Raw genomic sequence first — 25,544 nt, 5'->3', positions numbered from 1 at the left:
TTAGGCATCATTCTATTTTAAAAAGTTTATCAAACCGCGATATCTCGAGAATGCTTTTCACCTGTGGGTTGGTATTGATGATGGCAACCGATTCAACTTGATTAATAATCGCTTTGCGCATGTTCAACAACATTCCTAATGCCGAACTATCAAGGTACTCCGTATTTCTCAAGTCAATATAGACTACCGGCTTTTCATCACCAAGAGAGCTATAAGCGCGACGAAATTCATGCACGACGCCGAAGTCGAATTTACCGTGTATGGATATCGTTAGTTCCTTGCCATCGCTCGATAAGTGACGGGTTACCGACATTTTAGACCTGCCCTAATTGTTATATTTTGATAAGAGACTTGTAAATAGTGCCAACAGAAGTCACTAAACACAAGCGTTGAGGCCCCTTTTCCACTGGCAAAGCCACAAAAAAAGCCGATTCAGCAGAATCGGCTTTAACGGTTAACATTTTACTTAAGGTTTTTGCTTATATTTATTATAGAGTTGCAGATGGCGATTGTTTAAATCAACCATTCGTCCCTCAATAAATAAGGTCTCTACATTTTGACCAATTGGATCTAGTAAGTCACCGGCAGAGATCACCAAGGTAGCCTGTTTACCCGCTTCTAAGGAACCTAAGCGGTCAGCCACGCCAAGAAACTCTGCTGGCTTTAAGGTGATCGCTGCAAGCGCTGCTTCACGGTCCAGACCGTAAGCAACAGCATTCCCTGCGGCAAATGGCAAGTTGCGCACATCCCAATAACCAGGGTAGCTAATGGCGAAATTCACTCCTGCCGCTGCCAATGCTGCTGGGGTCGAAAAAGCTTGGTCGAAGCCTTCGTCGTGGCGACTCGGCAAACCGAACGGCGCACCGAAAACCACGCGAACTTCAGCTTCGGCTAGCTCGTCGGCCATACGCCACGCATCGCGAGCCCCCATCAGTACCCAGTCAAAGCCCCATTCTTGCGTCAGCTCCATAGCTTCTTCAATCTGGCGTTTATCGTTGGCATGGACGAAGAGCGTCGAGCTACCGTCAAACAGACCGAGCATGGCTTCCCAGCGCAAATCAGTTCCTTGTAGCTCACCGGCAAGTTTGGCGTCATAATACGCCTTAGCTTGCACAAAAGTGCGCTCTAAGTTCTTACGCGCTTCGGCGTTGGCCTTGCGCTGCTCCTCCGGTGAACGACGCTCCCACCAAGACGTGTTAATGCCAACCCGCGGCCAATTCACATGCACACCAACATTTAGGCGCTCACCAGCGTCTTCGTAGGTCCAACCATCAAGCTGAAGTAGACTCGAACGCCCAGTGACCAAGTTGCCTTGCGGTACAATTTGCGCATGCGACACACCGTTATAGCGGATCGTCGGGATCACCTCTGAATCCGGGTTATAAGCGACATGCCCCGAGACTTCCGGCGTCACTGCGCCAACTTCTTCAGCATCTTCGGTTGCCCGCACGGCTTCAATTTCACGCAAGCCAATGGTGGTATCAAGTGCAATAACGCCTGGGTAGACATGCTTACCCGTCAAGTCGAGTACCTGCGCACCTTCTGGCACCGCAAGGTCGCTACCGATAGCACTGATTTTGCCGTCGACGAAGAGTAAATCGGTATCTTCCTGAACGCCATTGGTCACCGTATGCAAAGTACCATTTTGCAGTAAGATGGGTTGCTGTTGCGCTTCACCCGGCACGATGTCGTGTGCGGCAACAGACAGCGTTACGGTTGCCGCTGCTACGGCGGTTAATAATTTCTTCATGATTAGTGTCCTCCGTGGCTATGGGCCGTAAATGTGCCAAGCCAGGTATCGTGTTCGGTATCACAGTGCCAAGCTGGCTGTTCGCGTTTGTAACCATTGCTGTCGCCATTGCTGGCGTTCGGATCAGCAAGTACTTTTTGCATCAGCGCTTGTTTTTCGGCTTGCAAGTCGGCACGCAGCTCTTGGTCACGCTCGCGATTAAAGTAGTTACGCGCATTGATCCAAGTTTGCTCAACCCGCGCATACGAGCTTAACGGATGGTTGTTCCAGATCACGAAGTCAGCATGCTTGCCGGTTTTGATACTACCGACATAGTCATCGATTTTAAGCTGTTTCGCTGGATTCAATGTCACCATTTTTAAAGCTTCATGTTCATCCATGCCACAGTAAGTGACGGATTTCGCAGCTTCTGTGTTCAAACGACGTTGCAAATCGTTACTGTCCGAATTAATGCTGGTTAACACGCCCTTCTCGGACATTAAGCAAGCGTTGTGAGGGATAGCATCATAGACCTCGAATTTATACGCCCACCAATCCGCAAATGACGAGCCGCCAGCACCATGTTTAGCCATTTCAGAAGCAACTTTATAACCCTCTAAAATGTGCGTGAAGGTGGTTAGCGTGAAATTGAAATCTTCCGCTAAACGCAGCAACATCAGAATCTCGGATTGCACGTAGCTATGTGCATGAACAAACCGTTCACGGTCGAGAATCTCAAGTAGCGTTTCCAAGCGATAGTCCGGGCGCGGTGGTGCAGTTTTTGCCCGCTCGCTGCGACTAAGCTTCTTATACGCTTCCATTCGTTCACGGTATTCAAGCGCCGCAGTGAAGCCGTCACGCATTAAGGTTTCGACACCCATGCGTGTTTGCGGATAACGCGTACTTAACCACGAAGGATAACGACTTTGTTTAACGTTCTCGCCGAGCGCGAACTTAATCGACGGCGGCGCAGCGTCAAACTTCATTTGATCAGCTGTTGCCCCCCAGCGCAGTTTAATGACCTGCGCTTGTCCGCCAATCGGATTGGCGGAGCCGTGCAACAATTGCGCCATGGTGGTACCGCCAGCCAATGAACGATAGATGTGAACATCATCTGGGTTCACCACGTCACCAATGCGAACTTCTGAGGTAATCGCTTCAGAGCCCTCATTCACACCACGGTCAATGGCGATGTGCGAGTGTTCATCGATAATTCCAGGCGTGACGTGCAAGCCAGTAGCATCAATGACCTCGTAACCCGATGGGGTGCGAAGATCTTGACCAAGGCGGTAGAACTCTCCGTCACGCACAAGAATGTCGGTATTTTCGAGTACGCCATCATCGTCAGCGGTCCAAACCGTCGCATTCTTGATATGTAAGTTTTGCCGAGGTGGTAGGCCATCTAGACCATAGGCAACGTTCGGATAGGTCAAACGACTGACATAGTTTACCGCAGCGGCGTCTGTGCTTTCGGCGACGTCTTCAACTGCTGCTTCTGCGCGGCTAGCCGAGAAGGCAAGCTCTTGACCTTGCGGTCCAACCGCCACGCCGGCATAGGCTTGTTCAGCAGTTTGTTCGAGCTGTACCCGCCAAACACCCTGCGCGCCGTTCAGTTCAGCGTCTACGACAAAACTCAATGTGGCATCATCGCGACGCACCGAGCGCAACTTGTGGCTATTGCCGCCTACTTCCAGAGCGCCGTTTACCCGATCAGTGCCCTTAAGTTCAAAGCGCAATTCTTGTCCGCCAAGCTCCGTGACAATGGTTCCGGCGAAGTCGGCTTTGCGCAACGGCGCTAATTCGTTTTCTGCACCTTGCAGCCAAACCGACTTAATGGTGCCATCGGTGAAAAGATCACCTTCGGCAATCACGAAGTCCGCCATGTAACCTGGCGTTAATTTACCTGCTTTATCACTAACCCCCGCGATCTGCGCAGGAATAGTAGTCAATGCCGCCAACGCCTGCTCTTTATCAAGACCATGTTGAATTGCTTTGCGGAGGTTAGGCCAAAAATCGCCCGCCTTCTTCAACTGGTGCAAGGTAAATGAGAAGTCGATATCAGCAGCAGCCAATGCTGCAGCATTGCCCGGGGCTCGCTCCCAGTGACGTAAATCCGCCAACTCAACATCTAAGTCATCGTTGACCCCTGAAACTTCTGGAGCAGCAGGGAAGTTCAACGGCAAAATAAGCTTGGCTTGCGTCGCTTTTACGGCGTCTAGTCGGGCATATTCATAATTCGAGCCCACAAAAGTGACGGGTACCTCAAACTCGCTCAACACTGAGTGCGCACGTAATAAGGATTTGTCGTCACTCACCGCAAAGACCATACCTTCTTGCTCAATCGGTCCGAGCTCAGCCAAGGCAGCATTGTACTCTACCGGGCCGTTGTAGGCGTCCTTACCATACGCTTGCTCATACCAATTGGCGTCAGACAGCGTTTGTCTGATCAAAGCGATAGAGCCCATTAATGAGTTCGGGTACTGCTGTTGTGATGTCCCTTTATCGAAAGAGCCAAAATGGCGGCTTTCAGCGTTGTAAACAACATCATTAGCGATTTTATCAGCCAATGATAACGTCACGGCTTGTCCCTGAAAAATGCCATCTAAACGAGCACTTTGCACGGCGGTAAAGCCCTGTTCAATATAATCTTTTGCAGCTTTAGTATCGGTTGCTGCGGCACTGACCCAGCGTTGTTGCGCATGAATAGCATCATTCGCTGCATTACCGCCCTCACGCTTGTTATTGTACTCAGGACGGGTCGAGAACCATGGTCCCTGCTGCTCTTTTTTCGGCGCAGGCACCCCATAATTGCTATACGCATCGATGAAGCCTGGATAAATCGTATGCCCAGTTAAATCAATTACCCGAGCGCCCTCTGGGGCACGGTTATTTTCATTAATGCGCTCAATTTTACCGTTGCGAATCACGAGGGTCGCATTTTCAATGCTACGACCAGGTTCGGTAATGATGGTCGCATTTTGTAATGCGACAAATGTTGATGAGTTGTCATGCAACCCTTGCACAGTTGTGGTCTGCGAGGCACTTGCCAACACTGGTAGTGCGGCACACATCGCTACCGCCAACTTGCTGAGGCGGTTACTGCTAATCATCGGCATCCCCTTTGATAGGTTGTTCTGCAGTTTAAGTTTTGGGTTTAAATCAGTTACTTTCTTGCTTACAGTAAGTGGATTCATGCGTTGAGTGCAATGCAATAAGGGACAAACAGCTTAGTTCAATCGGTAAAGCGTTGTATGCTAGTCATAAGCTCACTTAACCTACCATTTCAACAGGAGTTCTTTTATGTTTGCCAACAGCCTAAAAACAATTACCGTTGCTGCTGCGCTTTTAGCAAGCACCGCAGTCATTGCCCAACATGCGTTTAATGACGCCGACAAAGCTGTGGAGTACCGACAAAAAGCGCTCTCAGTTATGCAAAATAACTTCGCCTACATGGGCGACATGCTGAAAGGTGATATGCCGTTCGATGCTGCCATTTTCGCCGAGCGTGCCGAGACATTTGCAGCGCTGGCATCAGTGCCATGGGTTGGCTTTAGCCAAGAAGGTGCAATGCCTGGCAACAACACCGATGCACTTCCAGCCATCTGGGATAACTGGGAAGACTTTCAAGAACGCACCCAACAACTGCAAGTCGATGCAAATTCACTCGCTGCTGTCGCTGCCTCGGGCGATCAAGATAAAATGCGGTCAGCTTTTATGACCGCCGCCAAAAATTGCAAAGGGTGCCACGATCAATATAAGGACTAACGTCCTCACCTCACCACCAGAAGTAGTAAGCACTGGCTGCTATCACAGCGGCCAGTGTCCAGCCGAAAAGACCATTCACTAACCGCGGTGGCCGTACATTTTGTCGCTTGCCATGCACCATGGCGCTCAGTAAGTTCACGCCTTTCATACGGTAAAGCAAAATCGCCAACACATGTAATGCGATAACGGTGAGTAGCACATTGAAGTTGATTTCATGCAGATCGGTCAATTGCCCCTGCGTAGAACTGCTGACAAGGCTGGCAAGAGGTCCGGAAAAGAAAATTTCATCAGTCGCGAATAGACCTGTCGTTACTTGCACGAACAACAACGCCCACATCAACAACACCGCCCAACCTCCGGCTGGATTATGGGTCGCAGTCGGTTGGTAATTTTTGCGTTGTAAGTCTCTAAGGTGTTCAACCACCTTTTGCGGCCTATGCACAAAGGCAGTAAACCGTGCGTTTTCACTTCCAATCAGGGCCCATACTACGCGGGCAAGCAGTAACGCCCCTACCGCAAGCGCTATCCGCATATGCCAGTCCATATACCCTTGTTCCGCAGTCCACCACAATCCGGCAATCGCAATGACCAGTAACCAATGATAACCGCGTACAAAACTATCCCAAATTTTCATTGCGTGACCTTTTTCGTTATCCACCGCTTAATGTTTGCTGTTTGGTGCTTTAAACTGTATTTTCGAACAGCAAACAGCGAATAGCAAACAACGTTTTTGGGGGAGGTTTTATGACGAATACACAGACTCATGTTGTGATTGTCGATGACGACCTTATCTCGCTCGAAGTCATGAAAGCGATGCTCGGTCACTTTCCTGAGGCCTCTATCAGTACGGCTCAAAGTGGTCAGGAAGCGCTCGAACTTATTCTAAATAAACGCCCAGATCTCGTTCTACTCGACCATGAGCTACCCGACTTTAACGGGGTCGAACTCTATTGCAAAGTGCATGAACAGTTGGGTGACAAAACGCCAGTGACCGCTATGATCTCGGGTCATAACCCAAGCGACTTCCGCGACGAATGTGAAGCAGCTGGTATCAACACCCTATTGCAAAAACCATTAGCGCCGAGCGACGTTGCTGAGCTGATGCGCATCGCCGGCACTAGCGAGTAGACGTTGGCTATCTTCGAGGAACTTCTGCGAAAATTCACCAAAATAGTCACTTATTTCAGCAAATTTGCTGACGAAACCTGACTTATCGCCCTGTTCAAGTTGCTCAAGCACCTGCGCAAAGGTATCTAAGTACCTACGCATCATGGCGAAGTTTTCCGGATGAGCCAAAATAATGTCGGCATACAAGTCAGCATTCTGCGCAAATAGCCGGCCAACCATCATTAATTCCAAGCGATAAATTGGCGAGCTCAGATCGAGAAGTTCCTGTAAGTCGGCTTTCTCGCCGGCCAAATGCGCGCCATAGACGAACGTTGATAAATGCCGCATCACTTGGATGAAACCCATGGCTTCATCATGTCGCTCGGCTGTGGTTTGGTACAACTGCGCTCCCCAGCGAATTAATGTATCTAATAACCACTGATAAGCAGACGACATGCGCCCCTCGGTGACCACAATGAGCTGCTTCGCAAGTGTTGCGACTTGTGGGCCAAACATCGGATGGAGGCCAACCACAGGTCCCTTGTGCTGGGTCAACATCGCTTGCAAAGGTTTAGCTTTGACACTGGTGACGTCAGCTAAAATACAATGCGCTGGCAATTTTGGAAGGTTATTAATGACACTGGTGGTCACTGCAATAGGAACACTGACCAATACCAGATCAGCATCACTACACGCAGCCGCTAATTGAGCTTGTTCGCCTTCGCCGATGCAGTGCACGCGGGCACCAGCCTCACGAAATCGCTCCGCAAACAAGCCTCCGAGCGCACCGTAACCACCAATGACGACGATGTTTTTGTCTTCGAGATGAACATCAGCAGCTTGTTGCTGCTGATAGGACTCACGAATCACACGCCGCAGTACGTCTTCGATCAGGTCAGGCGATAAGCCAATAGCTTCAGCTTCAGCACGACGCGCAGCGATAAGCTTCGCTTCGCGTTCAGGTACGAATAGCGGTTGCCCGATACTACGCTTTACGGTCCCAACTTCGGCGGCGAGCTGACGACGCCGTTGTAACAGCTGCAATAACGCATTATCGGATTCATCAATTGCTTCACGCAATTGCTGTAGGCGTTGCTCTGGGTCATTCGGTACTGCAGCGTCAGACATCTTCGACTCCTTACTTCTCTCGAGCTTACATTGTGCCTGATTTTAGGCATAAAAAAACCCGCCAGCGGCGGGTTTTTTTCAGATCAAAGCTGATCTTAAGACAGCTTCTCACGGATACGTGCAGATTTACCTGAACGCTCACGCAAGTAGTAAAGCTTAGCACGACGTACCGCACCTTTACGCTTCACTTTAATGCTATCAATGATTGGGCTGTGCGCTTGGAAAGTACGCTCAACGCCTTCACCATTTGATACTTTACGAACCGTGAATGAAGAGTGCAAACCACGATTACGCTTAGCGATAACCACGCCTTCAAATGCCTGAACACGCTCACGGTTACCTTCAACAACTTTAACATTAACGACCACTGTATCGCCCGGTGCGTAGTCCGGAAGGTCGGTTTTCATTTGTTCGTCTTCGATCGCTTTGATCAAATTTTGACTTACTTTTGCCATGTTAGCCTCACTTGCCTAGATTAACTACCCGCATCAGCGTCGGCTTGGTATTGATGAATAAATTCATCCAAAAGCTGTTGCTGCTCGTCAGTCAGAGCTAGGTTGTTTAACATTTCTGGACGTCGCAACCAGGTTCTACCTAGAGCCTGCTGCAAACGCCAGCGTCTTATTTGTTCATGATTACCACTCAGTAATACTGGTGGTACCCCCTCACCATCTAAAACTTCTGGTCGTGTATAGTGCGGACAATCTAACAAGCCGGCAGCGAAAGAATCTTCTTCTGCTGAGTCTTGGTGCCCAAGCACTCCAGGAACTAAGCGTGCCACACTGTCAATCATGACCATGGCAGGCAACTCGCCCCCGCTTAACACGTAATCACCAATCGACCATTCTTCATCAACATGCCGCGTTATTACGCGCTCATCGATGCCTTCGTAGCGACCGGCAATTAAGATGAACTTGTCACGTTGTGCCAATTCTTGCACACCCGCGTGATCAAGCTTGCGACCCTGAGGTGACAAATACATCACCTTGGTATCGGCCCCTAGTTGTTGTTTTGCGGCAGCAATCGCATCAGTGAGCGGTTGCACCATCATCAACATACCAGGTCCACCGCCATAGGGGCGGTCGTCAACGGTGCGATGTTTATCGTGAGTAAAATCGCGTGGGTTGGTTAGTTGAATAGCTAACAGCCCTTCGCGTACCGCTCTACCCGTAACACCGTTGTCGGTAATTGCTTGGAACATTTCAGGAAACAGCGTAATCACGCCTACCTGTAGTTTCCCAGCCATTAAAAGTCCGACGGCCAATCCACAACAATACGTTTGTTTGCTTTGTCGACTTCTTGAACGTACTGACTCTGAATAAACGGAATCAAACGTTCTGAGCGACCAAACGCATCATTACTGTTCGCTTTCACCACCATCACATCATTCGATGCTGTGGCCATTAACTGGTCAACCGTACCCATGTTATAACCGTCAGTATTCACTACAGTCATACCAATGAGGTCACGCCAGTAAAATTCGTCCTCTGGCAACTCAGGCAGCTGCTCAGCTTCGATGATCACGTCTGCACCAGTCATTAAATGCGCAGCGTCGCGATCTTCTACACCTACCAGCTTGGCAATCAGTCCTTTATTATGTCGACGCCATTCCTCGACTTGAACTTCTTGCACTTTACCCTGTTTACGAATCTGCCAAGGGTGATAATTAAAAATGGCTTCAACGTCATCAGTGTAACTCTGAATTTTTAGCCAACCCTTGACCCCATACACTGCGCCTAACTGGCCAATGACGACATGTTCTACAGGTTGCTTCATCGTTACTTCACTACCAACGTTGATTAAATTAAGCAGAATTAAGCTGCGCTACGCGCATCTTTTAAAAGCTTAGCTACGCGCTCAGATACAGTTGCGCCGTGACCGACCCAATGCTCTACACGCTCAAGATCAACACGTAGTTTCTCTTCTTGACCACGCGCTAACGGGTTGAAGAAGCCTACATTTTCAATGAAACGACCGTCGCGGGCATTGCGACTGTCGGTTACTACCATCTGGTAGAATGGACGCTTTTTAGCGCCGCCGCGTTGTAAACGAATGGTTACCATTACGTTCCTCGATACAGTTTTATAATGTTAAATAAATAGAAAAATCTCCGACCGGGGTCGAAGAGCCCGGCAATTCTACCGATTTTTCCGTCGAATGCAAGTATTCTCTAGCGTTTGGGGAACATTCCCGGAGGCATTTTGCCGCCCATTCCGCCCATACTTCGCATCATCTTCGCCATGCCGCCGCCTTTCATTTTCTTCATCATCTTCTGCATCTGCAGAAATTGCTTCAACAAACGATTGACGTCTTGTACCTGAGTACCCGAACCGGCAGCGATACGGCGTTTACGTGAGCCTTTGATTAAATCAGGGAACTCACGCTCTTTAAGTGTCATGGAACTAATAATAGCTTCCATGCGCACTGTCATCTTGTCGTCCATTTGACCTTTCACTTGAGCACTCATCTTGCCCATGCCTGGCAACTTATCCATGAGGCCCATCATGCCGCCCATATCCCGCATTTGCGCCAATTGCTCACGAAAGTCTTCGAGTGAGAACTTACCCTCTTTCATGACTTTCTTAGCGACTTTTTCTGCTTTGCTGCGATCGACTTTTTGCTCAAGTTCGTCAATCAACGACAGCACATCGCCCATGCCAAGAATACGTGATGCCACACGTTCAGGATGGAACGGCTCTAATGCAGTATTTTTTTCACCGACCCCCAAAAACTTAATCGGTTTGCCGGTAATGTGGCGAATCGATAACGCTGCACCACCACGGGCATCACCATCAGTTTTGGTCAAGATAACACCGGTTAACGGCAGTGCTTCATTAAAAGCCTGCGCCGTGTTCGCAGCGTCTTGACCGGTCATCGCATCAACCACGAATAAGGTCTCAACCGGATTGATGGCAGCATGCAAATCTTTAATTTCGGCCATCATGGCATCATCGATAGCCGTGCGCCCGGCGGTATCGACTAGCACCACATCGATGAATTTTTTCCGTGCATGGCTGATTGCCGCTTCGGCAATCGCTACCGGCTTTTGCTCCGTGCTCGAAGGGAAGAACTCGACTTCAACTTCATTCGCCAAGGTTTCCAACTGCTTGATGGCCGCTGGACGATAAACGTCAGCCGACACCACCAACACTTTCTTTTTCTGCCGTTCACGCAAGTAGCGCGCCAGCTTACCTACACTGGTGGTTTTACCGGCACCTTGCAGGCCTGCCATCAAAATAACCGCCGGCGGCTGCGTGGCTAGGTTCAACGGCACATTGCCTTCACCCACCGCATGCTCAAGTTCCTGCTGAACAATTTTCAGGAATACTTGCCCAGGGGTTAGGCTTTTATTGACTTCAGTGCCCACCGCTCGCTCTTTGACGCGCTTAATAAATTCGCGCACCACTGGCAACGCCACATCCGCCTCCAACAAGGCCATGCGTACTTCGCGTAAGGTGTCTTTAATGTTGTCGTCGGTTAGACGCCCACGACCACTGATATTTTTTAACGACTGCGAGAGGCGTTCACTTAAATTCTCAAACATCGGTTGTTGTCCATCTACTGCTAGCTGGAGATAATCTGGCGGCGATTATAACGTAATTCAAGCAAAGTTTCCCGATCCTATTGGGTTTCTCTGGCACAATGCATATACTTGAGCTTTCAAGTCAGGAAGTTACATCATTTAACCTGTGGAAACGATAATGCTAGGCCTGCTCGCTCTTACCTTAGTTTTGTACATTGTCAGCGCTGGACTCCTCTGGCGTCAGTTGGCGCATAAAGACTCGTCGACCACATTGATCAGCTGGGTAGCATTAGCTGCAGTCGTCAGTCACGGTGCACTGCTCGCATGGTATTTGGCCAGCGATGGCTTTGACCACCTTAATGTAGCGAGCAGCTTAAGCGTCGTTGCTTTTTTACTGGCGTTGCTCTCTTTTCTAAAAGTGCAACCTAACAGCGGACTTGTGCTACGTCCGGTTATTTATTTGTTCGCCGCAGTCAGCTGTCTTATCTTAGCGCTCAGTCCGGCCCATTGGGGTGCGAGTATTGCCAACACTCATGGTCTCGCGATCCACATTATTCTGAGCCTACTTGCCTACGCAATTTTAATGTTAGCGACACTCTATGCAGTGCAATTGCTGTATCTTAATTATCTGCTGAAAAACCACCGGATGAATGTATTATCGAACTACCTTCCGCCCTTGATGGTGGTCGAAAAATACTTTTTCCGCCTGTTAAGCAGCGGGACCTTGTTGCTTTTTGTCGCAATTGCTAGCGGCTTTGTCTTCCTCGATGACATGTTTGCCCAAGGGCAGGCTCACAAAACGATTCTTAGTTCTATCGCGGCGTTGATCTACCTCGCCATTGTTGTCTTACATCGCGTACAAGGCATGCGTGGTCGTATGTTGGTCATTGCTAGCGTCGTCGCCAGTATCCTCCTCAGTCTTGGCTATTTTGGTAGCCGCTTCGTCCGTGACGTATTGCTGAGTTAATTCAAACTTGACTTGTCTGACCATCTCATTAAATTAGGCATTCAAGTAATCAATATAGGTAACCTTCTTGGACGAGATAGCCACGTCGACCCTGCTCATTATTTTAGGGTTACTACTGTTTCTCTCGGCGTATTTTTCAGGTTCGGAAACTGGCATGATGTCGGTCAACCGCTACCGCCTGCGTCACCTCGCACAACAAGACCACGCTGGCGCCAAACGCGTGCAGTATTTGCTTGATCGGCCCGATCGTCTGATTGGCCTGATCCTGATAGGCAATAACTTGGTCAACATCGGTGCTTCGGCCATCGCCACGGTCCTCTGCTTTCGCTGGTTCGGTGACGCTGGGATTGTGGTTGCTACCTTTGGTTTAACCATCATTGTTTTGATTTTTGCCGAAGTAACCCCGAAAACCATCGCCGCCTTACATCCTGAGCGAGTCGCTTTTCCGAGCTCTATCATTCTTAAACCGTTGCTGACGATCATGTATCCATTCGTAGCTACGGTGAATTTTATCACTAATGGTTTCATGCGCCTGTTAGGCGTGAACCCTAACACCACCATGGGGCAAGATGCGTTAAGTTCAGAAGAACTACGCACGGTGGTCAACGAAGCACAATCAATGATCCCGAGCAGCCACCAAGACATGCTGCTCAGCATTTTAGATCTGGAAAAGGTTACGGTTGAGGATGTCATGATCCCCCGTGCGGACATTAGCGGGATCGACGTACAAGACGATATCAAGTCAATCATAAAGCAACTTTCGCAAGCGCAATACACACGCCTGTTGCTTTACCGTGGTGAAATCGATGATGCCATTGGTTTTTTACATGCTCGCGACATCATGCAAATTGTGACGAAAACCAATAGCGAAACGGATAAAGCAGAACTCATTCGCTCTGCCCGCGAAATTTACTTCATTCCTGAGGGCACACCGCTTAACGTGCAGTTACTAAAATTTCAGCACAACAAAGAGCGTATTGGCCTTGTCGTTGATGAATACGGCGATATTCAAGGGTTGGTAACCCTCGAAGATATCCTCGAAGAGATTGTTGGCGACTTCACCACAAATATTACGCCGGCGCCAAGTGAAACGGTCACGGCGCAAGAAGATGGCTCAATTGTGGTGGAAGGTACCGCTAACATTCGTGAACTCAATAAAGAAATGAATTGGGAGCTGCCCACTGATGGACCCAAAACAGTGAGCGGCTTAATTATTGAGTGGCTAGGCGATATTCCGCAGCAACCTTTATGCTTGCGCATCGAAGGTTACGCGCTAGAAATCGTCGAGAGCAGCGAAAGCATGGTCAAACAAGTGCGCTTCTTGCCTCACGAGTCACACCATCAAGAACAACAAAATTTGTTTAGTTGAACGCCCTAGAAGAACAGATCCAAAAACCAGTTTTTCTTGAGGTCCTCTTCACAACGACGTAATTGCGCGCCATAAACACCGGCGCGCTGTTTTACGCGTTCGGCCGTTCGCATCAGCCAAGCTTTGGAGCGATAGGTCTGACGTTTATAGCCCGTCCAACCTTCATGGTAGTTTAAGTAGAGCCCGTAAGCGTCCCACTTCGACACACCGTTCAAACGGTGGCTTTTATCAATGAACCACCCCATGAAGTCAATAGCGTCTTCAAACGAGTCGCGCGAAGCCCAACTGTTGCCAGTTTCTCGCTCATAGTCATCCCAGGTTGGCGTCTTTGCTTGTGAATAACCATAAGCACTACTCACTCGCCCCCATGGAATGATCCATAGCAGGTAATCTCTTGGTGGCACGGCGTCATGTTTAAATGAGCTTTCTTGGTACATCATTGCCATTGGAATTTGAATCGGCACGCCCCAACGTTCGCGCATTTCAGCCGCAGCATCATACCAATCAGGTTTTTCATAAAAAATTTCGCACAAATCTTCCGGCTGCTCCGGTGGCGCCGACGCACAACCCGACAGCGCCATCACCATGGCGCTTGCTACCGTAAGTGATTGCCACTTTTTCATTACTTCTCACACTCCGCCGCTGTACACTTCGCCTTAGCAAAATAATCATCAAGGAAAGCATCAAACGAGGTCCCTTGGTCATGCTGCTCGCGCGCCTCTTGCTCAGCAATCGAGGCCTGTGTCCACGTAGCAAAATCGGCCTCGCTGAAATATTTCAGCGGTGCCTGCAACTCTTTTTGGTAAGCTCGTGCTAAGCGCATACCTAGATGACTGTTATCCACATTTTCGTCGCGCATCAGCGCCAGCATACGTCCAGACAACGTTAGTTCCGGATTAAGAACCATTTGATAATGCTCGGCAACCGTTTCGCTATAAGCGTTGTCGTCCCCTTGATCCATGAACCGAGCAAGAGCCTGCAGGTCAGCGAACAACTCTTCTAACCAATCGCTAATAGGACGATCATAACCGTTGTCATTTAACGTCAAACGCGGGTTACGTCCATCGAGTACAACCTTATTAAAGTTCTTTTCGGTAAGTTGTTGAGCATCCCAATCGAGTTCTGGGCTGTCATTAAGCAAGCAATACAACAACAACAGATCGAGCATCCGAATTTGCTCCGCCGTGATCCCAACAGGGCTAAACGGATTGACATCCAGTGCACGCACCTCGATGTACTCAACACCACCTCGTTCTAACGCTTGAGTAGGCGTTTCACCGTTTTGCGCGACACGCTTAGGACGGATCGGTGAGTAAAACTCGTTTTCAATCTGCAAAATGTTGCTGTTCAACTGAAAATAGTCAGTATCACCGTGTGCGTTTTGCTGTTTTACACCAATTTTGCCAAACCGTTGCGACGGTGTGGTAATTGCACGACGTAAACGCGTGACGTAATCTTCAAGTGAGTTATAGGTAATTTGCAGGTCGGCCTGCTCTTTATTGGTGTAACCTAAGTCGCTCATTCGCAATGACGTACCATACTCGCGGTAAACCGTGCCTTTGCCTAAAGACTTCAGCTCAATAGTACTATCGGCATGCTTGAGGAATGATTGACAAATCGCTGGCGAAGCGCCAAACAAATAGGGAATCACCCAGCACACGCGCTTGTAGTTACGAATTAAACCGAAGTAGCGCTTAGAGATATAATCCGCTGAGGGTTCAACGCCATCCTGCGCTGCCAACGCTTGCCACATCGCCTGTGGTACCGAGAAGTTAAAATGTACACCGGCGATAATCTGCATACCTCCACCATAACGGTACGTCAGCCCACGGCGATACAAGTTCTTCATACGACCACTGTGAGAACTCCCATAACGCGCAATGTGGATGTCGGTTTCGTCGCCAACAAAGCACGGCATACTTAGCGGCCACATCAATTCATCACCCATATAACGGTAGGTATAGCTGTGGATGTCGGTCAGTTGATCAAGTGTGACCTGAATATCCGTTGCCACGGGCGTAATAAACTCGAGTAGCATCTCAGCATAATCAGTGGTGATATGCGGATGCGTCAACGCTTTACCCAACTCGATAGGGTGCGTGGTTGGCGCTAAACGCCCTTCCGGAGTAATACGAAGACACTCACGCTCGATTCCACGCTGGATGCCCTTCACTGCCTTCTCATCCGCGGTTGATTGCAAGTGCTCGAGCGACTTCAACAGTGTTTTTTGCAAACTCAGTCCTGCCTTTGGCTACATCGGGGTTAGATGTTGCAAAGCTTACTGTTTCTGACCACAAACGTCCATGATCATGAGATAATTTGGCGAATGCATGCGCCCGTGGCATGATATTTAGCAACCTTTACGATGACTGGAACCGCATGGCCGATAACGAGAACAGCCCGAGAGATTTAGCAGAACTAAAGCAAGCGATTGCATCTGCTGAGGCTGCGAACCAAGCCAAAAGTGAATTTTTGGCCAATATGAGTCACGAAATTCGTACCCCGATCAATGCTATTTTGGGGATGACGCAACTGTGTCTGAAAACTGAGTTGAATGATAAGCAGCGAGGGTATTTAAAATCAATTGAAGGATCGTCAAAGATACTCTTGGGAATTATCAATGATTTACTGGATTTCTCGAAGCTAGAAGCCAATAAACTTGCCATCGAATCGATTCCATTTGATTTAGAAGAAGTCCTGCGCAACCTCGCTGACCTCTTTGCCTATCGCGCGCATGATAAAAATTTAGAATTCATTATCAATTTACCGCCCAATTTACCCACGCAACTGGTCGGCGATCCACTTCGACTGAATCAAGTGCTGGTTAATTTAGTCAGTAACGCGATTAAATTCACTGAACACGGCGAAGTCGTTGTTTCGGTTACCAAGCTTGATCAAACCGATAGCCATTTGTTTTTACGACTATCGGTGACCGATACCGGTATTGGGATGGACGAAGAGCAACGGCATAAGCTATTTCAAGCCTTCACCCAAGCCGACACCTCGACAACGCGTAAATACGGGGGCACCGGCTTAGGTCTTGCCATCAGCCAACGCATCGTCAAACTCATGAATGAACATGGTATCGGCGTTACCAGCAGTAAAGGGCAAGGCACTACCTTTTTCATCGAACTGCAACTGCCGTTGCAGCAGCCCCAGCAACCACGGATTCCGTTATCGGTGCTGCCGGAACTTGCCGGTAAACGCATCATGATTGTCGAAGACAACCTCACCACGCGTGAAATGCTCAACGACTTATTGCGCAGTTTACAGATTGACGTTGTCAGCTTTCGCACTGCTGAAGATGCCCTCAGCAAGCACCAAGAAAAGCCTTTCACGGCTGCTATCATTGATTGGCAACTCCCCGGCATGAGTGGACTTGAGCTCTGCCAACGTCTTTTGCAACATCCAGCGTCACCCAAATGCATTTTAGCGACCAGCTACCATGCCACTGAGCTCATTGATAAGGCGCGCGAATATGGTGTCCAAGGCCATCTACTAAAGCCGTATACAAGTCACGCCGTGGTACGGGAGCTTAGTTCCGTATTAGCGCTCTATTCCCAACGCCACACCGAACAAGCGGACGACTATTGGCAAGAGTTGCAAGGCACTCGCGTGTTATTGGTTGAAGACAACGATATCAATCAACATATTGCCAAGGAGATGCTTGAACATTTGGGGCTGCAAGTCGATATTGCCCAGCATGGCCGTGAAGCCATCGAGCTCGTCGAGCAACACGCCTATGGTATCGTCTTTATGGACATTCAAATGCCAATCATGGATGGCTATAGAGCAACACGTGAAATCCGCTCACGCTTTTCGTACGAGCAGCTCCCGATCATTGCCATGACCGCAAACAGTGCCAGCGAAGACATTGAACAATCACTTGCGGCAGGCATGCAAGATCACTTGGCGAAACCCATCGATGAAGCAAAGTTACAAGCGACGGTGAAAAAGTGGTGTCGCCGCGACCGCCAAATTGAGCCAACTTCGCAAGCTCCCAATCCCATGACTGACAAGAAGCGACGCTACCCTAATCATCATGACATCGATTTTCAAAGTGCGTTGACACGTCTCAATCATAACATTGAGCTGTACGTCGATTTGATTGCGCGCCTCCATGGGAGTTATCAAGAAGCGCCGCAACGGGTCGTCGATTTTCTGAGTAAAGGTCAGCACGAGGAAGCTCGACGCTATTTTCACACCCTGAAAGGCTCGGCCGCAAACCTTGGCTTATTGGGGATCGAAAAACTTGCTACACAATTAGAGGCAGCGATGAAGAATGCTGAACTTGATCAGGTCGCAGACCATATTACCCGCCTGCGCCCCATGTTAGAGCAGGCACAGCTTGCCGCAACCGATTTAAAACTATGGGTGGAACGCCAATGATTCGATTTTTATTTCTAATACCACTAGTACTTGGGCTGATGTGGTGGCTCTATCTAAGAGCGAATGGATTTACCTTGAAGCAAGGTCGTAAAGGCTTTGTTTACATCTTAGTCGTAAGTTTATTTATCGCTGCGGTATACACGTTGTTGTTGTGGTTAACAGGACGCCAATTTTAGCGTCCTGTTCCACCATTCCTTAACCTACCAAGGCAAGTAGGATACCAGCAGCCACTGCTGAACCTAACACACCCGCCACATTCGGTCCCATTGCGTGCATGAGTAGAAAGTTGCTTTGATTGGCATCTAAGCCAACTTTGTTAACGACTCGCGCCGCCATAGGTACGGCCGAGACACCAGCTGCACCAATCAGCGGATTGATTGGCGTCTTACTAAAGCGTGCCATTAATTTCGCCATCAACACACCAGAAGCAGTACCAATACTAAAAGCGACCGCGCCGAGTGCTAAAATTCCGAGCGTTTCGACAGTTAGAAACTCGCTTGCTGAAAGTTTTGAACCAACCGCGAGTCCCAGAAAAATCGTCACAATATTGATGAGTTCGTTTTGCGCTGTTTTGCTAAGTCGCTCAACCACGCCCGCCTCACGCATCAAGTTACCAAGACAAAACATCCCTACTAATGGCGTTGCCGTCGGTAAGAACAACAACGTTAAAAATAACACCGCTAATGGGAATACTATTTTCTCACGGCGCCCCACCTGACGTAGTTGCTCCATACGCACAGAACGCTCTTCTTGCGTCGTTAACAACTTCATGATCGGAGGCTGAATGATCGGCACTAAAGCCATATAGGAATAGGCAGCAACGGCGATGGCGCCTAACAGCTCAGGACTCAGCCGCGAGGCTAAAAAAATAGCCGTGGGGCCATCGGCGCCACCAATAATTGCAATAGCGGCGGCGTCCTGCATACTGAACTCGAAGCCGGGAATCGCATTTAACGCAATCGCGCCGAATAAGGTCGCAAAGATGCCAAATTGAGCCGCAGCACCGAGCAACAATGTCCGTGGGTTCGCAAGCAACGGACCAAAATCCGTCATCGCGCCAACGCCCATAAAAATGAGCAGCGGAAAGACGCCTGTATCAATACCAACAACATAGATGTAATAGAGAATACCTCCTGGCTCGGTGAAGCCAGCGAGTGGGATATTCGCTAAAATTGCGCCAAAGCCAATCGGCAACAGCAATAAAGGTTCAAACTTTTTACGGATGGCCAGATACAGCAGCAAGGCGCCAACCAACATCATGACCGCTTGCTGCCAAGTAAATGCAGCCAGTGCAGTGCTTTGCCATAGTGTTATCCATCGCTCCATGACTTACTCCAACGTCAACAATGCATCACCGACAGCAACACTGTCACCTTCTTTAGCGTACACTTCAGCTATAGTGCCATCCCGATCAGCTTTGATATCGGTTTCCATTTTCATCGCTTCAAGGACGATTAAAACGTCACCTTCGCTAACCTGTTGGCCAGGTTTGACGACCACTTTAAACACGTTACCGGCAAGCGGTGCGGTCACTTCTTCTGCGCTCCCTGCCCCACTGCTCTGCTTTACCTCTTCAGTAGACGTTTGTTGCGACGCGCTAACCGTACCCGCAGGTCCAACTTCAACGTTGAACAACTTACCATCGACTTTCACGCTATAGGCTGCAGACTTACCTTGCATTGGAGCTGCTTTGGCCTCAGCCGGCGGCGCTGATTCAGCTTCGGTAGCTGACGGAATTGGTTCAAAAGCATCGGGGTTATCACGATTCTCAAGATACTTTAAGCCAATTTGTGGGAACAATGCGTAAGTCAGCACGTCGTCGACTTCATTATCGGCAATCCGCAAGCTCTTCTCTTTTGCGTGCTCGCGTAACTCAGTCGTGAGCTTCTCCATTTCGTCATCAATAAGGTCAGCTGGTCGGCACGTAATCGGCTCAGCGCCTTCAAGCACACGCTTCTGTAGCTCTTCGTTTACCGGTGCCGCAGTCGCACCGTACTCGCCACGCAAAACCCCTTTGGTTTCTTTCGATATAGACTTATAACGCTCACCACTTAACACGTTTAATACCGCTTGAGTTCCGACGATCTGTGATGTCGGCGTAACCAAAGGAATAAAGCCCAGATCTTCGCGCACCCGCGGAATTTCAGCTAACACTTCATCAAATTTTTCTACCGCGCCCTGTTCACGAAGCTGGTTTTCCATATTCGTCAGCATGCCGCCAGGAACTTGGGCCAACAAGATACGTGCATCAACGCCCTTGAGTGAACCTTCAAATTTCGCATATTTCTTGCGTACGTCACGGAAGTAACTGGCAATATCTTCCAGCTTGTCGAGATCAAGTCCGGTGTCGCGCTCAGTGCCTTCGGTCATCGCGACAATAGTTTCGGTTGCCGAATGCCCATAGGTCATACTCATCGATGAAATTGCCGTATCTAACATATCGATGCCGGCGTCAATTGCCTTCTGATAAGTAGCAGTACTTAATCCCGTGGTTGCATGACACTGCATAGCAATTGGCAAATCAGTGGCCTTTTTCAGGGCCGTAACGAGCTCATAGGCAGCTTGGGGTCGCAATAAGCCAGCCATATCCTTAATAAACAGAGAATCACAACCGAGATCGGCAAGCTCTTCTGCCATGGCGACCCACTTGTCTAGCGTATGCACTGGGCTTACCGTGTACGACAACGTTCCCTGCGCATGGCCTTCAACTTCTTTTGCTGCTTTGATAGCGGTCTGCAGATTACGCACATCATTCATGGCGTCAAAAATGCGGAACACATCAACGCCATTTTCCTTGGCGCGCTCAACGAAACGGCGCACAACGTCATCAGCATAATGCCGATAGCCCAGCAAGTTTTGTCCACGTAAGAGCATTTGTTGAGGTGTTTTCGGCATCGCTTTTTTCAGTTCGCGAATGCGCTCCCATGGATCTTCGCCTAGATAGCGGATGCAAGCATCGAACGTTGCACCACCCCATGACTCCATTGACCAGTAGCCTACGTTATCAAGCTGCTCGGCAATAGGTAACATATCGTCCAAGCGCATACGTGTTGCCAGTAGCGATTGGTGAGCGTCACGTAACACCAGCTCCGTCAGTTTTAATGGCTTTGACATGCTAGACTCCTTCCCTTCGTTGTTCGTTATTCGTTGTGTGCTGTTCGCTATTGGTGATCGCGGCGGTAGGCGTGGACGGCAGCTGTGATTGCTGCTACGCGCTGTGCGTCAGTTGCTTGAGTTTTGGTTGGTGGCGCCTGCGCAGGAGCCGTCTCATCGGTTGCGGCAAAGCGCCGCAATAACCCCATGGCTAACAGTAACAAGGTCAGAAAAACAAAGACCGTGATCATGCCAGTTAGCATGATGGTGAATGCTTCAGAGAGTTGTTGTTGCATCGTGTACCTGCCAGCTGAATCTTAAAAATAAGCGTAACTGAAAAGCAGAATAACACAACTTTCAGAGATGAAAGTCTTTGTAAGGTCTATAGAAGGTATAAATCTGAGAAATGGCGCGCTCGGGAGGACTCGAACCTCCAACCGCCTGGTTCGTAGCCAGGTACTCTATCCAGTTGAGCTACGAGCGCACTATATCGGTAGTTATTTGATTACAATGGCGCGCTCGGGAGGACTCGAACCTCCAACCGCCTGGTTCGTAGCCAGGTACTCTATCCAGTTGAGCTACGAGCGCGTTGTAAACAAATGGCGGTGAGGGAGGGATTCGAACCCTCGATAGGGCTACAAACCCTATACTCCCTTAGCAGGGGAGCGCCTTCAGCCTCTCGGCCACCTCACCGCTTACTTGTGGCGTTGCATTCTAATGGCACAGCCAACAATGTCAATTAATTTTTCTGAATTCAGGTTCGTTTGTGGGAATTTTGAACATCTCGCGTAAATTTCCCGCAGAACGCGCTGTTTTCGAATGTTACAGACAAAAAAAGCTGATGACCGCTCATCAGCTTTCGCAACAGGAAAACATTATTCGGACGAGTCAGACTTATCCTGATGTTCTGCCTGAATTCTCATATAAATCTCTTCTCGGTGTACCGAGACATCCTTGGGCGCATTGACACCAATCCGCACTTGGTTCCCTTTTACACCCAATACCGTGACTGTGACCTCGTCTCCGATCATTAAGGTCTCACCCACTCGACGGGTTAAGATCAACATGTTACCTGCTCCTTCCCTACTTTTTATGTGTGGGCATCCTTGAGAAACTCCACACGACCAGCCTGATTTTAATTCTGATAATGATGGTGCATGATTTATCACCAACTGTCATGCAACCATCATTCTAGCAAGGAACTTTCGACCTTGACAGCATGAATGTTAACAACCGCCGCCAACCTCATGTTGTTTATCGCAGCAATTCCTCGATTCGCCGCTGTGCGGCCGAAAGCGCTGCGCTAATCTTGCTTGCATCGCTACCGCCGGCTTGCGCCATATCAGGGCGACCACCACCTTTACCACCTACTTCAACAGCGGCACAGTTAACAACATCACCCGCTTTTACTTTAGCAGTTAAGTCTTTGGTCACGCCAACAATTAAACTTACTTTGTCGTCATTGGCCACCGCTAAGACCACGATGCCACTGCCCAGTTGATTTTTAAGGTCATCGACCATACCGCGCAGGGCTTTACTCTCTACGCCATCAAGTTCGGCCAAGATCACTTTGTGGCCAGCAATTTCTTCGGCACGTTCAACCAAGCTTCCACCTGCCTGAGCCGCCATCTGCTGTTGCATATCAGCAATGGTGCGCTCTAACTCTTTACTGCGTTGTAATTGCTGCTGTAGACGCTCAGGTACCTGGCCGAGATCCGCTTTCAACATGCTTGCACTCGTACGTAGCAGTTGTTCATGTTGCTGGGCATGACGCAAGGCAGCAAGGCCTGTTACCGCTTCGATACGGCGTACACCTGACGCAATACCGGCTTCACTGACAATACGGAAGTTACCGATATCGCCGGTTCGCGTGACGTGAGTACCGCCACACAATTCGATCGAATAATCTCCCATGCGCACCACACGCACTTCGTCATCGTACTTTTCGCCAAACAACGCCATGGCACCTGCTTGTTTGGCTTCTTCAATCGGCATAACCGCAGTGGTTAATTCATGATTCGCCACAATTTGCTCGTTCACTTGTTGCTCAATCGCAATAATCTCTTCAGCGCTAACTGCGGCAAAGTGCGAAAAGTCAAAGCGCAATCGTTCAGCCGTTACTAAGCTCCCCTTTTGGGTGACGTGCTCGCCAAGAATGTTACGTAACGCGGCATGCACAAGGTGCGTTGCACTGTGATTACGCTTCACCGCAGCGCGGCGTTCGGCATCAATGTGTGCGGTTACTTCGTCACCTACATGCAACGCAACATCAGTTTGGCCATGATGCGCAATAGCTTTGCCGATAGAGCTGGTATCGCTCACGACAAACTCGCCGCCGTTAGCCTGTAAGTAACCGGTGTCACCTATTTGGCCACCACTTTCAGCATAAAAAGGAGTCTGTGAGAGTACCACAACACCTTGCTGCCCCGCCGTTAATTGCTGCACAGGTTTACCGTCGGCAAATAGCTCGACAATTTTGCTGCGGCCTGCAACGTCGGTGTAGCCGGTAAACTCACTTTGCTGGCTCGACTTCAAACGCTCGTTGTAGTCCACACCAAACTGTGATGCTTGCTGTGCGCGCTTACGTTGAGCGGCCATTTCTTTATCGAAGCCTTCAACGTCAATGGTGAGCTCTTTTTCGCGTGCAATGTCAGCCGTCAAGTCAACCGGGAAGCCGTAAGTGTCATACAGTTTGAACACTACATCTCCTGGGATAACAGTGCCGTGGAGTTCATCCAGGGCATCCTGCAAAATAGCTAAACCACGCTCTAAGGTTTTGCCAAATTGCTCTTCTTCGCGCAGCAGCGCATCAGCAATAATTTTTTCTTTGTCGACTAACTCAGGGTAGGCTACACCCATTTGCTCGATTAAGGCCGGAACCAGTTTATGGAAGAAGGTGCCTTGCGCGCCCAACATGTTGCCGTGACGCACTGCGCGACGAATAATGCGGCGCAATACGTAGCCACGGCCTTCATTCGACGGTTGCACACCATCCGCAATCAGGAAGCTGCATGAACGAATGTGATCGGCGATAACTCGAAGCGATTTACTATCTAAGTCCTCAGTACCGATAATTTGTGCAGCGGCCTTAATCAGCGCTTGAAACAGGTCGATTTCGTAGTTGCTATGTACGTGTTGCAACACCGCTGCAATCCGCTCAAGACCCATACCGGTATCAACCGAAGGCTTTGGCAGTGGCTCAAGAGTACCGTCTGCTTGACGGTTATACTGCATGAAAACGAGGTTCCAAATTTCGATGTAGCGGTCACCGTCTTCTTCTGGTGTGCCTGGTGGTCCACCCCAAACCTCTTCGCCATGATCATAGAAGATCTCAGAGCAAGGTCCGCATGGGCCAGTATCACCCATGGCCCAAAAGTTATCTTTTTCGCCAATGCGCGAAATGCGGTCTTCTGGTACACCAATTTCGTTGGCCCAAATAGCGTAGGCTTCATCGTCTTCGGTAAAGACCGTCACCCAAAGCTTTTCTTTTGGAAGTTGCAACACACCCGTGAGGAATTCCCAAGCGTATTGAATGGCTTCACGCTTGAAGTAATCGCCAAAACTGAAGTTACCCAGCATTTCAAAGAAAGTGTGATGCCGTGCGGTATAGCCGACATTCTCTAAGTCATTGTGCTTGCCACCGGCACGCAAACAGCGCTGCGACGAGGTCGCTCGGTTGTAGTCACGTTTCTCATCGCCAAGGAAAACATCTTTAAATGGCACCATGCCGGCATTGGTGAACAGCAAGGTGGGATCGTTCCCTGGAATCAATGATGCTGAGGGCACACGTTGGTGGCCTCGTTCAGCAAAATAAGACAAAAACGCTTCACGAATTTGCGCGCTAGTCATACTCATATGGACACTTTCCTACTACAACTTGTCGGGGTGAAAAATTCGATTATTTAGCGCGCAAGACTACCACGATTGTCGGCTTTCGACTAGTCTGCAAACGCATCGGACTGCATAGCCAGCGCCGCTTTGATCTCATCAAAGCGAAATCCTCGGTTCAACAAATGCCGCATGATTTTGTCCCGCTCTTTTGGCGTTTGCGGTGGCTGCTCACCAAACTTTTTGCATAAGCGCTCATAGCAGAGTTCACGCCAATCGGGATTTTCCTTCGCCAAGGTTGATTGTAATAGCTCTTCATCGATGCCCTTGGTCGCCGCTTGGGCCTTTATTTTTAACCAACCATTCCCGCCGAGTAACGCTTGCCGTAGCCAGACTTCGGTGTAGCGCTGATCGGACTGCCAACCGTGTTCCTGCGCCTTTGCTAAGGCCTGCTCAATTACCGCGTTGGAGAAGCCGCGTTGCCGAAGCTTTTGTTTAAGTTCCAAAGCGCTGTGTTCGCGGCGTCCCAATAGACGCACCACAACCTCATCGGCTTGAATTTGTTCTTCAGCTTGTGTCATTTGTCTCACCATGGAATTTTTTTACTAGTCTACACTCTATAATTACAAGTGTTGAGCGCCAATGC

The 25,544-nt window shown here is 49.3% G+C and carries 23 protein-coding genes and 3 tRNA genes; 5 read left to right on the top strand and 21 right to left on the bottom strand.

All coding sequences use genetic code 11. The annotated features are described in order from the left end of the window. Positions 1-7 precede the first annotated feature (7 nt). From NV375_RS00615 to NV375_RS00605, 3 genes are all read right to left on the bottom strand, one after another. The gene (locus NV375_RS00615; protein WP_126769606.1) at positions 8-313 is read right to left on the bottom strand and encodes an STAS domain-containing protein; all 306 of its coding nucleotides are present in this window, start codon (positions 311-313) and stop codon (positions 8-10) included. 153 nt (positions 314-466) lie between these two features. After that, positions 467-1,750, bottom strand: coding sequence for an amidohydrolase family protein (locus NV375_RS00610; RefSeq protein WP_258806519.1), 1,284 nt, complete (start codon positions 1,748-1,750; stop codon positions 467-469). A gap of 2 nt (positions 1,751-1,752) precedes the next feature. Next, positions 1,753-4,839, bottom strand: coding sequence for an amidohydrolase family protein (locus NV375_RS00605; protein ID WP_258806518.1), 3,087 nt, complete (start codon positions 4,837-4,839; stop codon positions 1,753-1,755). A 190-nt stretch (positions 4,840-5,029) separates the two neighbouring features. On the opposite strand from NV375_RS00605, the gene NV375_RS00600 reads away from it, so the two are divergent. After that, on the top strand, positions 5,030-5,494 hold the full coding sequence (locus tag NV375_RS00600) for a cytochrome c (protein WP_258806517.1): 465 nt from the start codon (positions 5,030-5,032) through the stop codon (positions 5,492-5,494). A 10-nt stretch (positions 5,495-5,504) separates the two neighbouring features. On the opposite strand, the gene NV375_RS00595 is transcribed toward NV375_RS00600, so the two are convergent. Further along, positions 5,505-6,128 carry a cytochrome b/b6 domain-containing protein gene (locus tag NV375_RS00595; RefSeq protein WP_258806516.1) on the bottom strand — a complete coding sequence of 208 codons (624 nt, stop codon included), beginning with the start codon at positions 6,126-6,128 and terminating at the stop codon, positions 5,505-5,507. A gap of 110 nt (positions 6,129-6,238) precedes the next feature. Between NV375_RS00595 and NV375_RS00590 the strand changes: the two genes are divergently transcribed. Beyond that, the gene (locus NV375_RS00590; RefSeq protein WP_258806515.1) at positions 6,239-6,622 is read left to right on the top strand and encodes a response regulator; all 384 of its coding nucleotides are present in this window, start codon (positions 6,239-6,241) and stop codon (positions 6,620-6,622) included. On the opposite strand, the gene tyrA is transcribed toward NV375_RS00590, so the two are convergent. The 6 genes from tyrA to ffh all read right to left on the bottom strand — a co-directional run bounded on the left by tyrA (position 6,569) and on the right by ffh (position 11,273). After that, a complete protein-coding gene (gene tyrA / locus NV375_RS00585) occupies positions 6,569-7,729 on the bottom strand; it encodes a bifunctional chorismate mutase/prephenate dehydrogenase (RefSeq protein WP_258806514.1) in 1,161 nt (386 codons plus the stop codon). The genes NV375_RS00590 and tyrA overlap by 54 nt on opposite strands. Positions 7,730-7,824: 95 nt before the next feature. Next, positions 7,825-8,184 carry a 50S ribosomal protein L19 gene (gene rplS, locus NV375_RS00580; RefSeq protein ID WP_126769592.1) on the bottom strand — a complete coding sequence of 120 codons (360 nt, stop codon included), beginning with the start codon at positions 8,182-8,184 and terminating at the stop codon, positions 7,825-7,827. 20 nt (positions 8,185-8,204) lie between these two features. Further along, entirely contained in the window at positions 8,205-8,975 is a 771-nt protein-coding gene (gene trmD / locus NV375_RS00575) for a tRNA (guanosine(37)-N1)-methyltransferase TrmD (protein ID WP_258806513.1), read from the bottom strand. Then, positions 8,975-9,505, bottom strand: a complete 531-nt coding sequence (gene rimM / locus NV375_RS00570; protein WP_258806512.1) for a ribosome maturation factor RimM — start codon at positions 9,503-9,505, stop codon at positions 8,975-8,977. The genes trmD and rimM overlap by 1 nt, the downstream gene beginning before the upstream one ends. A 38-nt stretch (positions 9,506-9,543) precedes the next feature. After that, the gene (rpsP, locus tag NV375_RS00565) at positions 9,544-9,792 is read right to left on the bottom strand and encodes a 30S ribosomal protein S16 (RefSeq protein ID WP_126769587.1); all 249 of its coding nucleotides are present in this window, start codon (positions 9,790-9,792) and stop codon (positions 9,544-9,546) included. A gap of 107 nt (positions 9,793-9,899) precedes the next feature. Beyond that, the gene (ffh, locus tag NV375_RS00560; protein WP_258806511.1) at positions 9,900-11,273 is read right to left on the bottom strand and encodes a signal recognition particle protein; all 1,374 of its coding nucleotides are present in this window, start codon (positions 11,271-11,273) and stop codon (positions 9,900-9,902) included. A 157-nt stretch (positions 11,274-11,430) separates the two neighbouring features. On the opposite strand from ffh, the gene NV375_RS00555 reads away from it, so the two are divergent. Then, positions 11,431-12,219 (top strand): inner membrane protein YpjD, encoded by a 789-nt coding sequence (locus NV375_RS00555; protein WP_258806510.1) that lies wholly within the window; start codon positions 11,431-11,433, stop codon positions 12,217-12,219. A 67-nt stretch (positions 12,220-12,286) separates the two neighbouring features. Further along, positions 12,287-13,588 carry an HlyC/CorC family transporter gene (locus tag NV375_RS00550; protein ID WP_126769584.1) on the top strand — a complete coding sequence of 434 codons (1,302 nt, stop codon included), beginning with the start codon at positions 12,287-12,289 and terminating at the stop codon, positions 13,586-13,588. Positions 13,589-13,593: 5 nt separating this feature from the next. Here NV375_RS00550 and NV375_RS00545 read toward each other — a convergent pair whose 3' ends face one another. Together NV375_RS00545 and gshA are read right to left on the bottom strand one after the other, a co-directional pair. Then, positions 13,594-14,211: a hypothetical protein gene (locus tag NV375_RS00545; RefSeq protein WP_258806509.1), complete on the bottom strand. Its 618-nt coding sequence runs from the start codon at positions 14,209-14,211 to the stop codon at positions 13,594-13,596. Continuing rightward, entirely contained in the window at positions 14,211-15,821 is a 1,611-nt protein-coding gene (gene gshA / locus NV375_RS00540) for a glutamate--cysteine ligase (RefSeq protein ID WP_258806508.1), read from the bottom strand. Before gshA ends, NV375_RS00545 begins: the two co-directional genes overlap by 1 nt. Before the next feature lie 86 nt (positions 15,822-15,907). On the opposite strand from gshA, the gene NV375_RS00535 reads away from it, so the two are divergent. Then, positions 15,908-17,977 carry a response regulator gene (locus NV375_RS00535; RefSeq protein WP_258806507.1) on the top strand — a complete coding sequence of 690 codons (2,070 nt, stop codon included), beginning with the start codon at positions 15,908-15,910 and terminating at the stop codon, positions 17,975-17,977. Between the two features lie 195 nt (positions 17,978-18,172). On the opposite strand, the gene NV375_RS00525 is transcribed toward NV375_RS00535, so the two are convergent. The 9 genes from NV375_RS00525 to NV375_RS00485 all read right to left on the bottom strand — a co-directional run bounded on the left by NV375_RS00525 (position 18,173) and on the right by NV375_RS00485 (position 25,479). Further along, positions 18,173-19,303 (bottom strand): sodium ion-translocating decarboxylase subunit beta, encoded by a 1,131-nt coding sequence (locus NV375_RS00525; RefSeq protein ID WP_258806506.1) that lies wholly within the window; start codon positions 19,301-19,303, stop codon positions 18,173-18,175. 3 nt (positions 19,304-19,306) lie between these two features. Beyond that, complete coding sequence (gene oadA / locus NV375_RS00520; RefSeq protein ID WP_258806505.1) at positions 19,307-21,091, bottom strand: sodium-extruding oxaloacetate decarboxylase subunit alpha; 1,785 nt, start codon at positions 21,089-21,091, stop codon at positions 19,307-19,309. A gap of 47 nt (positions 21,092-21,138) precedes the next feature. After that, positions 21,139-21,366, bottom strand: a complete 228-nt coding sequence (locus NV375_RS00515) for an OadG family transporter subunit (RefSeq protein ID WP_258806504.1) — start codon at positions 21,364-21,366, stop codon at positions 21,139-21,141. Between the two features lie 111 nt (positions 21,367-21,477). Then, positions 21,478-21,554: transfer RNA gene (locus tag NV375_RS00510), tRNA-Arg, on the bottom strand. 27 nt (positions 21,555-21,581) lie between these two features. Further along, positions 21,582-21,658: transfer RNA gene (locus NV375_RS00505), tRNA-Arg, on the bottom strand. Between the two features lie 12 nt (positions 21,659-21,670). Then, positions 21,671-21,763, bottom strand: a tRNA-Ser gene (locus NV375_RS00500). Positions 21,764-21,945: 182 nt separating this feature from the next. Next, on the bottom strand, positions 21,946-22,137 hold the full coding sequence (gene csrA / locus NV375_RS00495; RefSeq protein ID WP_126769577.1) for a carbon storage regulator CsrA: 192 nt from the start codon (positions 22,135-22,137) through the stop codon (positions 21,946-21,948). 187 nt (positions 22,138-22,324) lie between these two features. Further along, a complete protein-coding gene (alaS, locus tag NV375_RS00490) occupies positions 22,325-24,925 on the bottom strand; it encodes an alanine--tRNA ligase (protein WP_258806503.1) in 2,601 nt (866 codons plus the stop codon). A gap of 83 nt (positions 24,926-25,008) precedes the next feature. After that, the gene (locus tag NV375_RS00485; protein WP_258806502.1) at positions 25,009-25,479 is read right to left on the bottom strand and encodes a regulatory protein RecX; all 471 of its coding nucleotides are present in this window, start codon (positions 25,477-25,479) and stop codon (positions 25,009-25,011) included. Between the last annotated feature and the right edge of the window lie 65 nt (positions 25,480-25,544).

It is taken from the genome of Pseudidiomarina sp. CB1 (genome assembly GCF_024752025.1).
GTDB lineage: Bacteria > Pseudomonadota > Gammaproteobacteria > Enterobacterales > Alteromonadaceae > Pseudidiomarina.
This window is presented reverse-complemented; position numbering and strand designations above follow the sequence as displayed.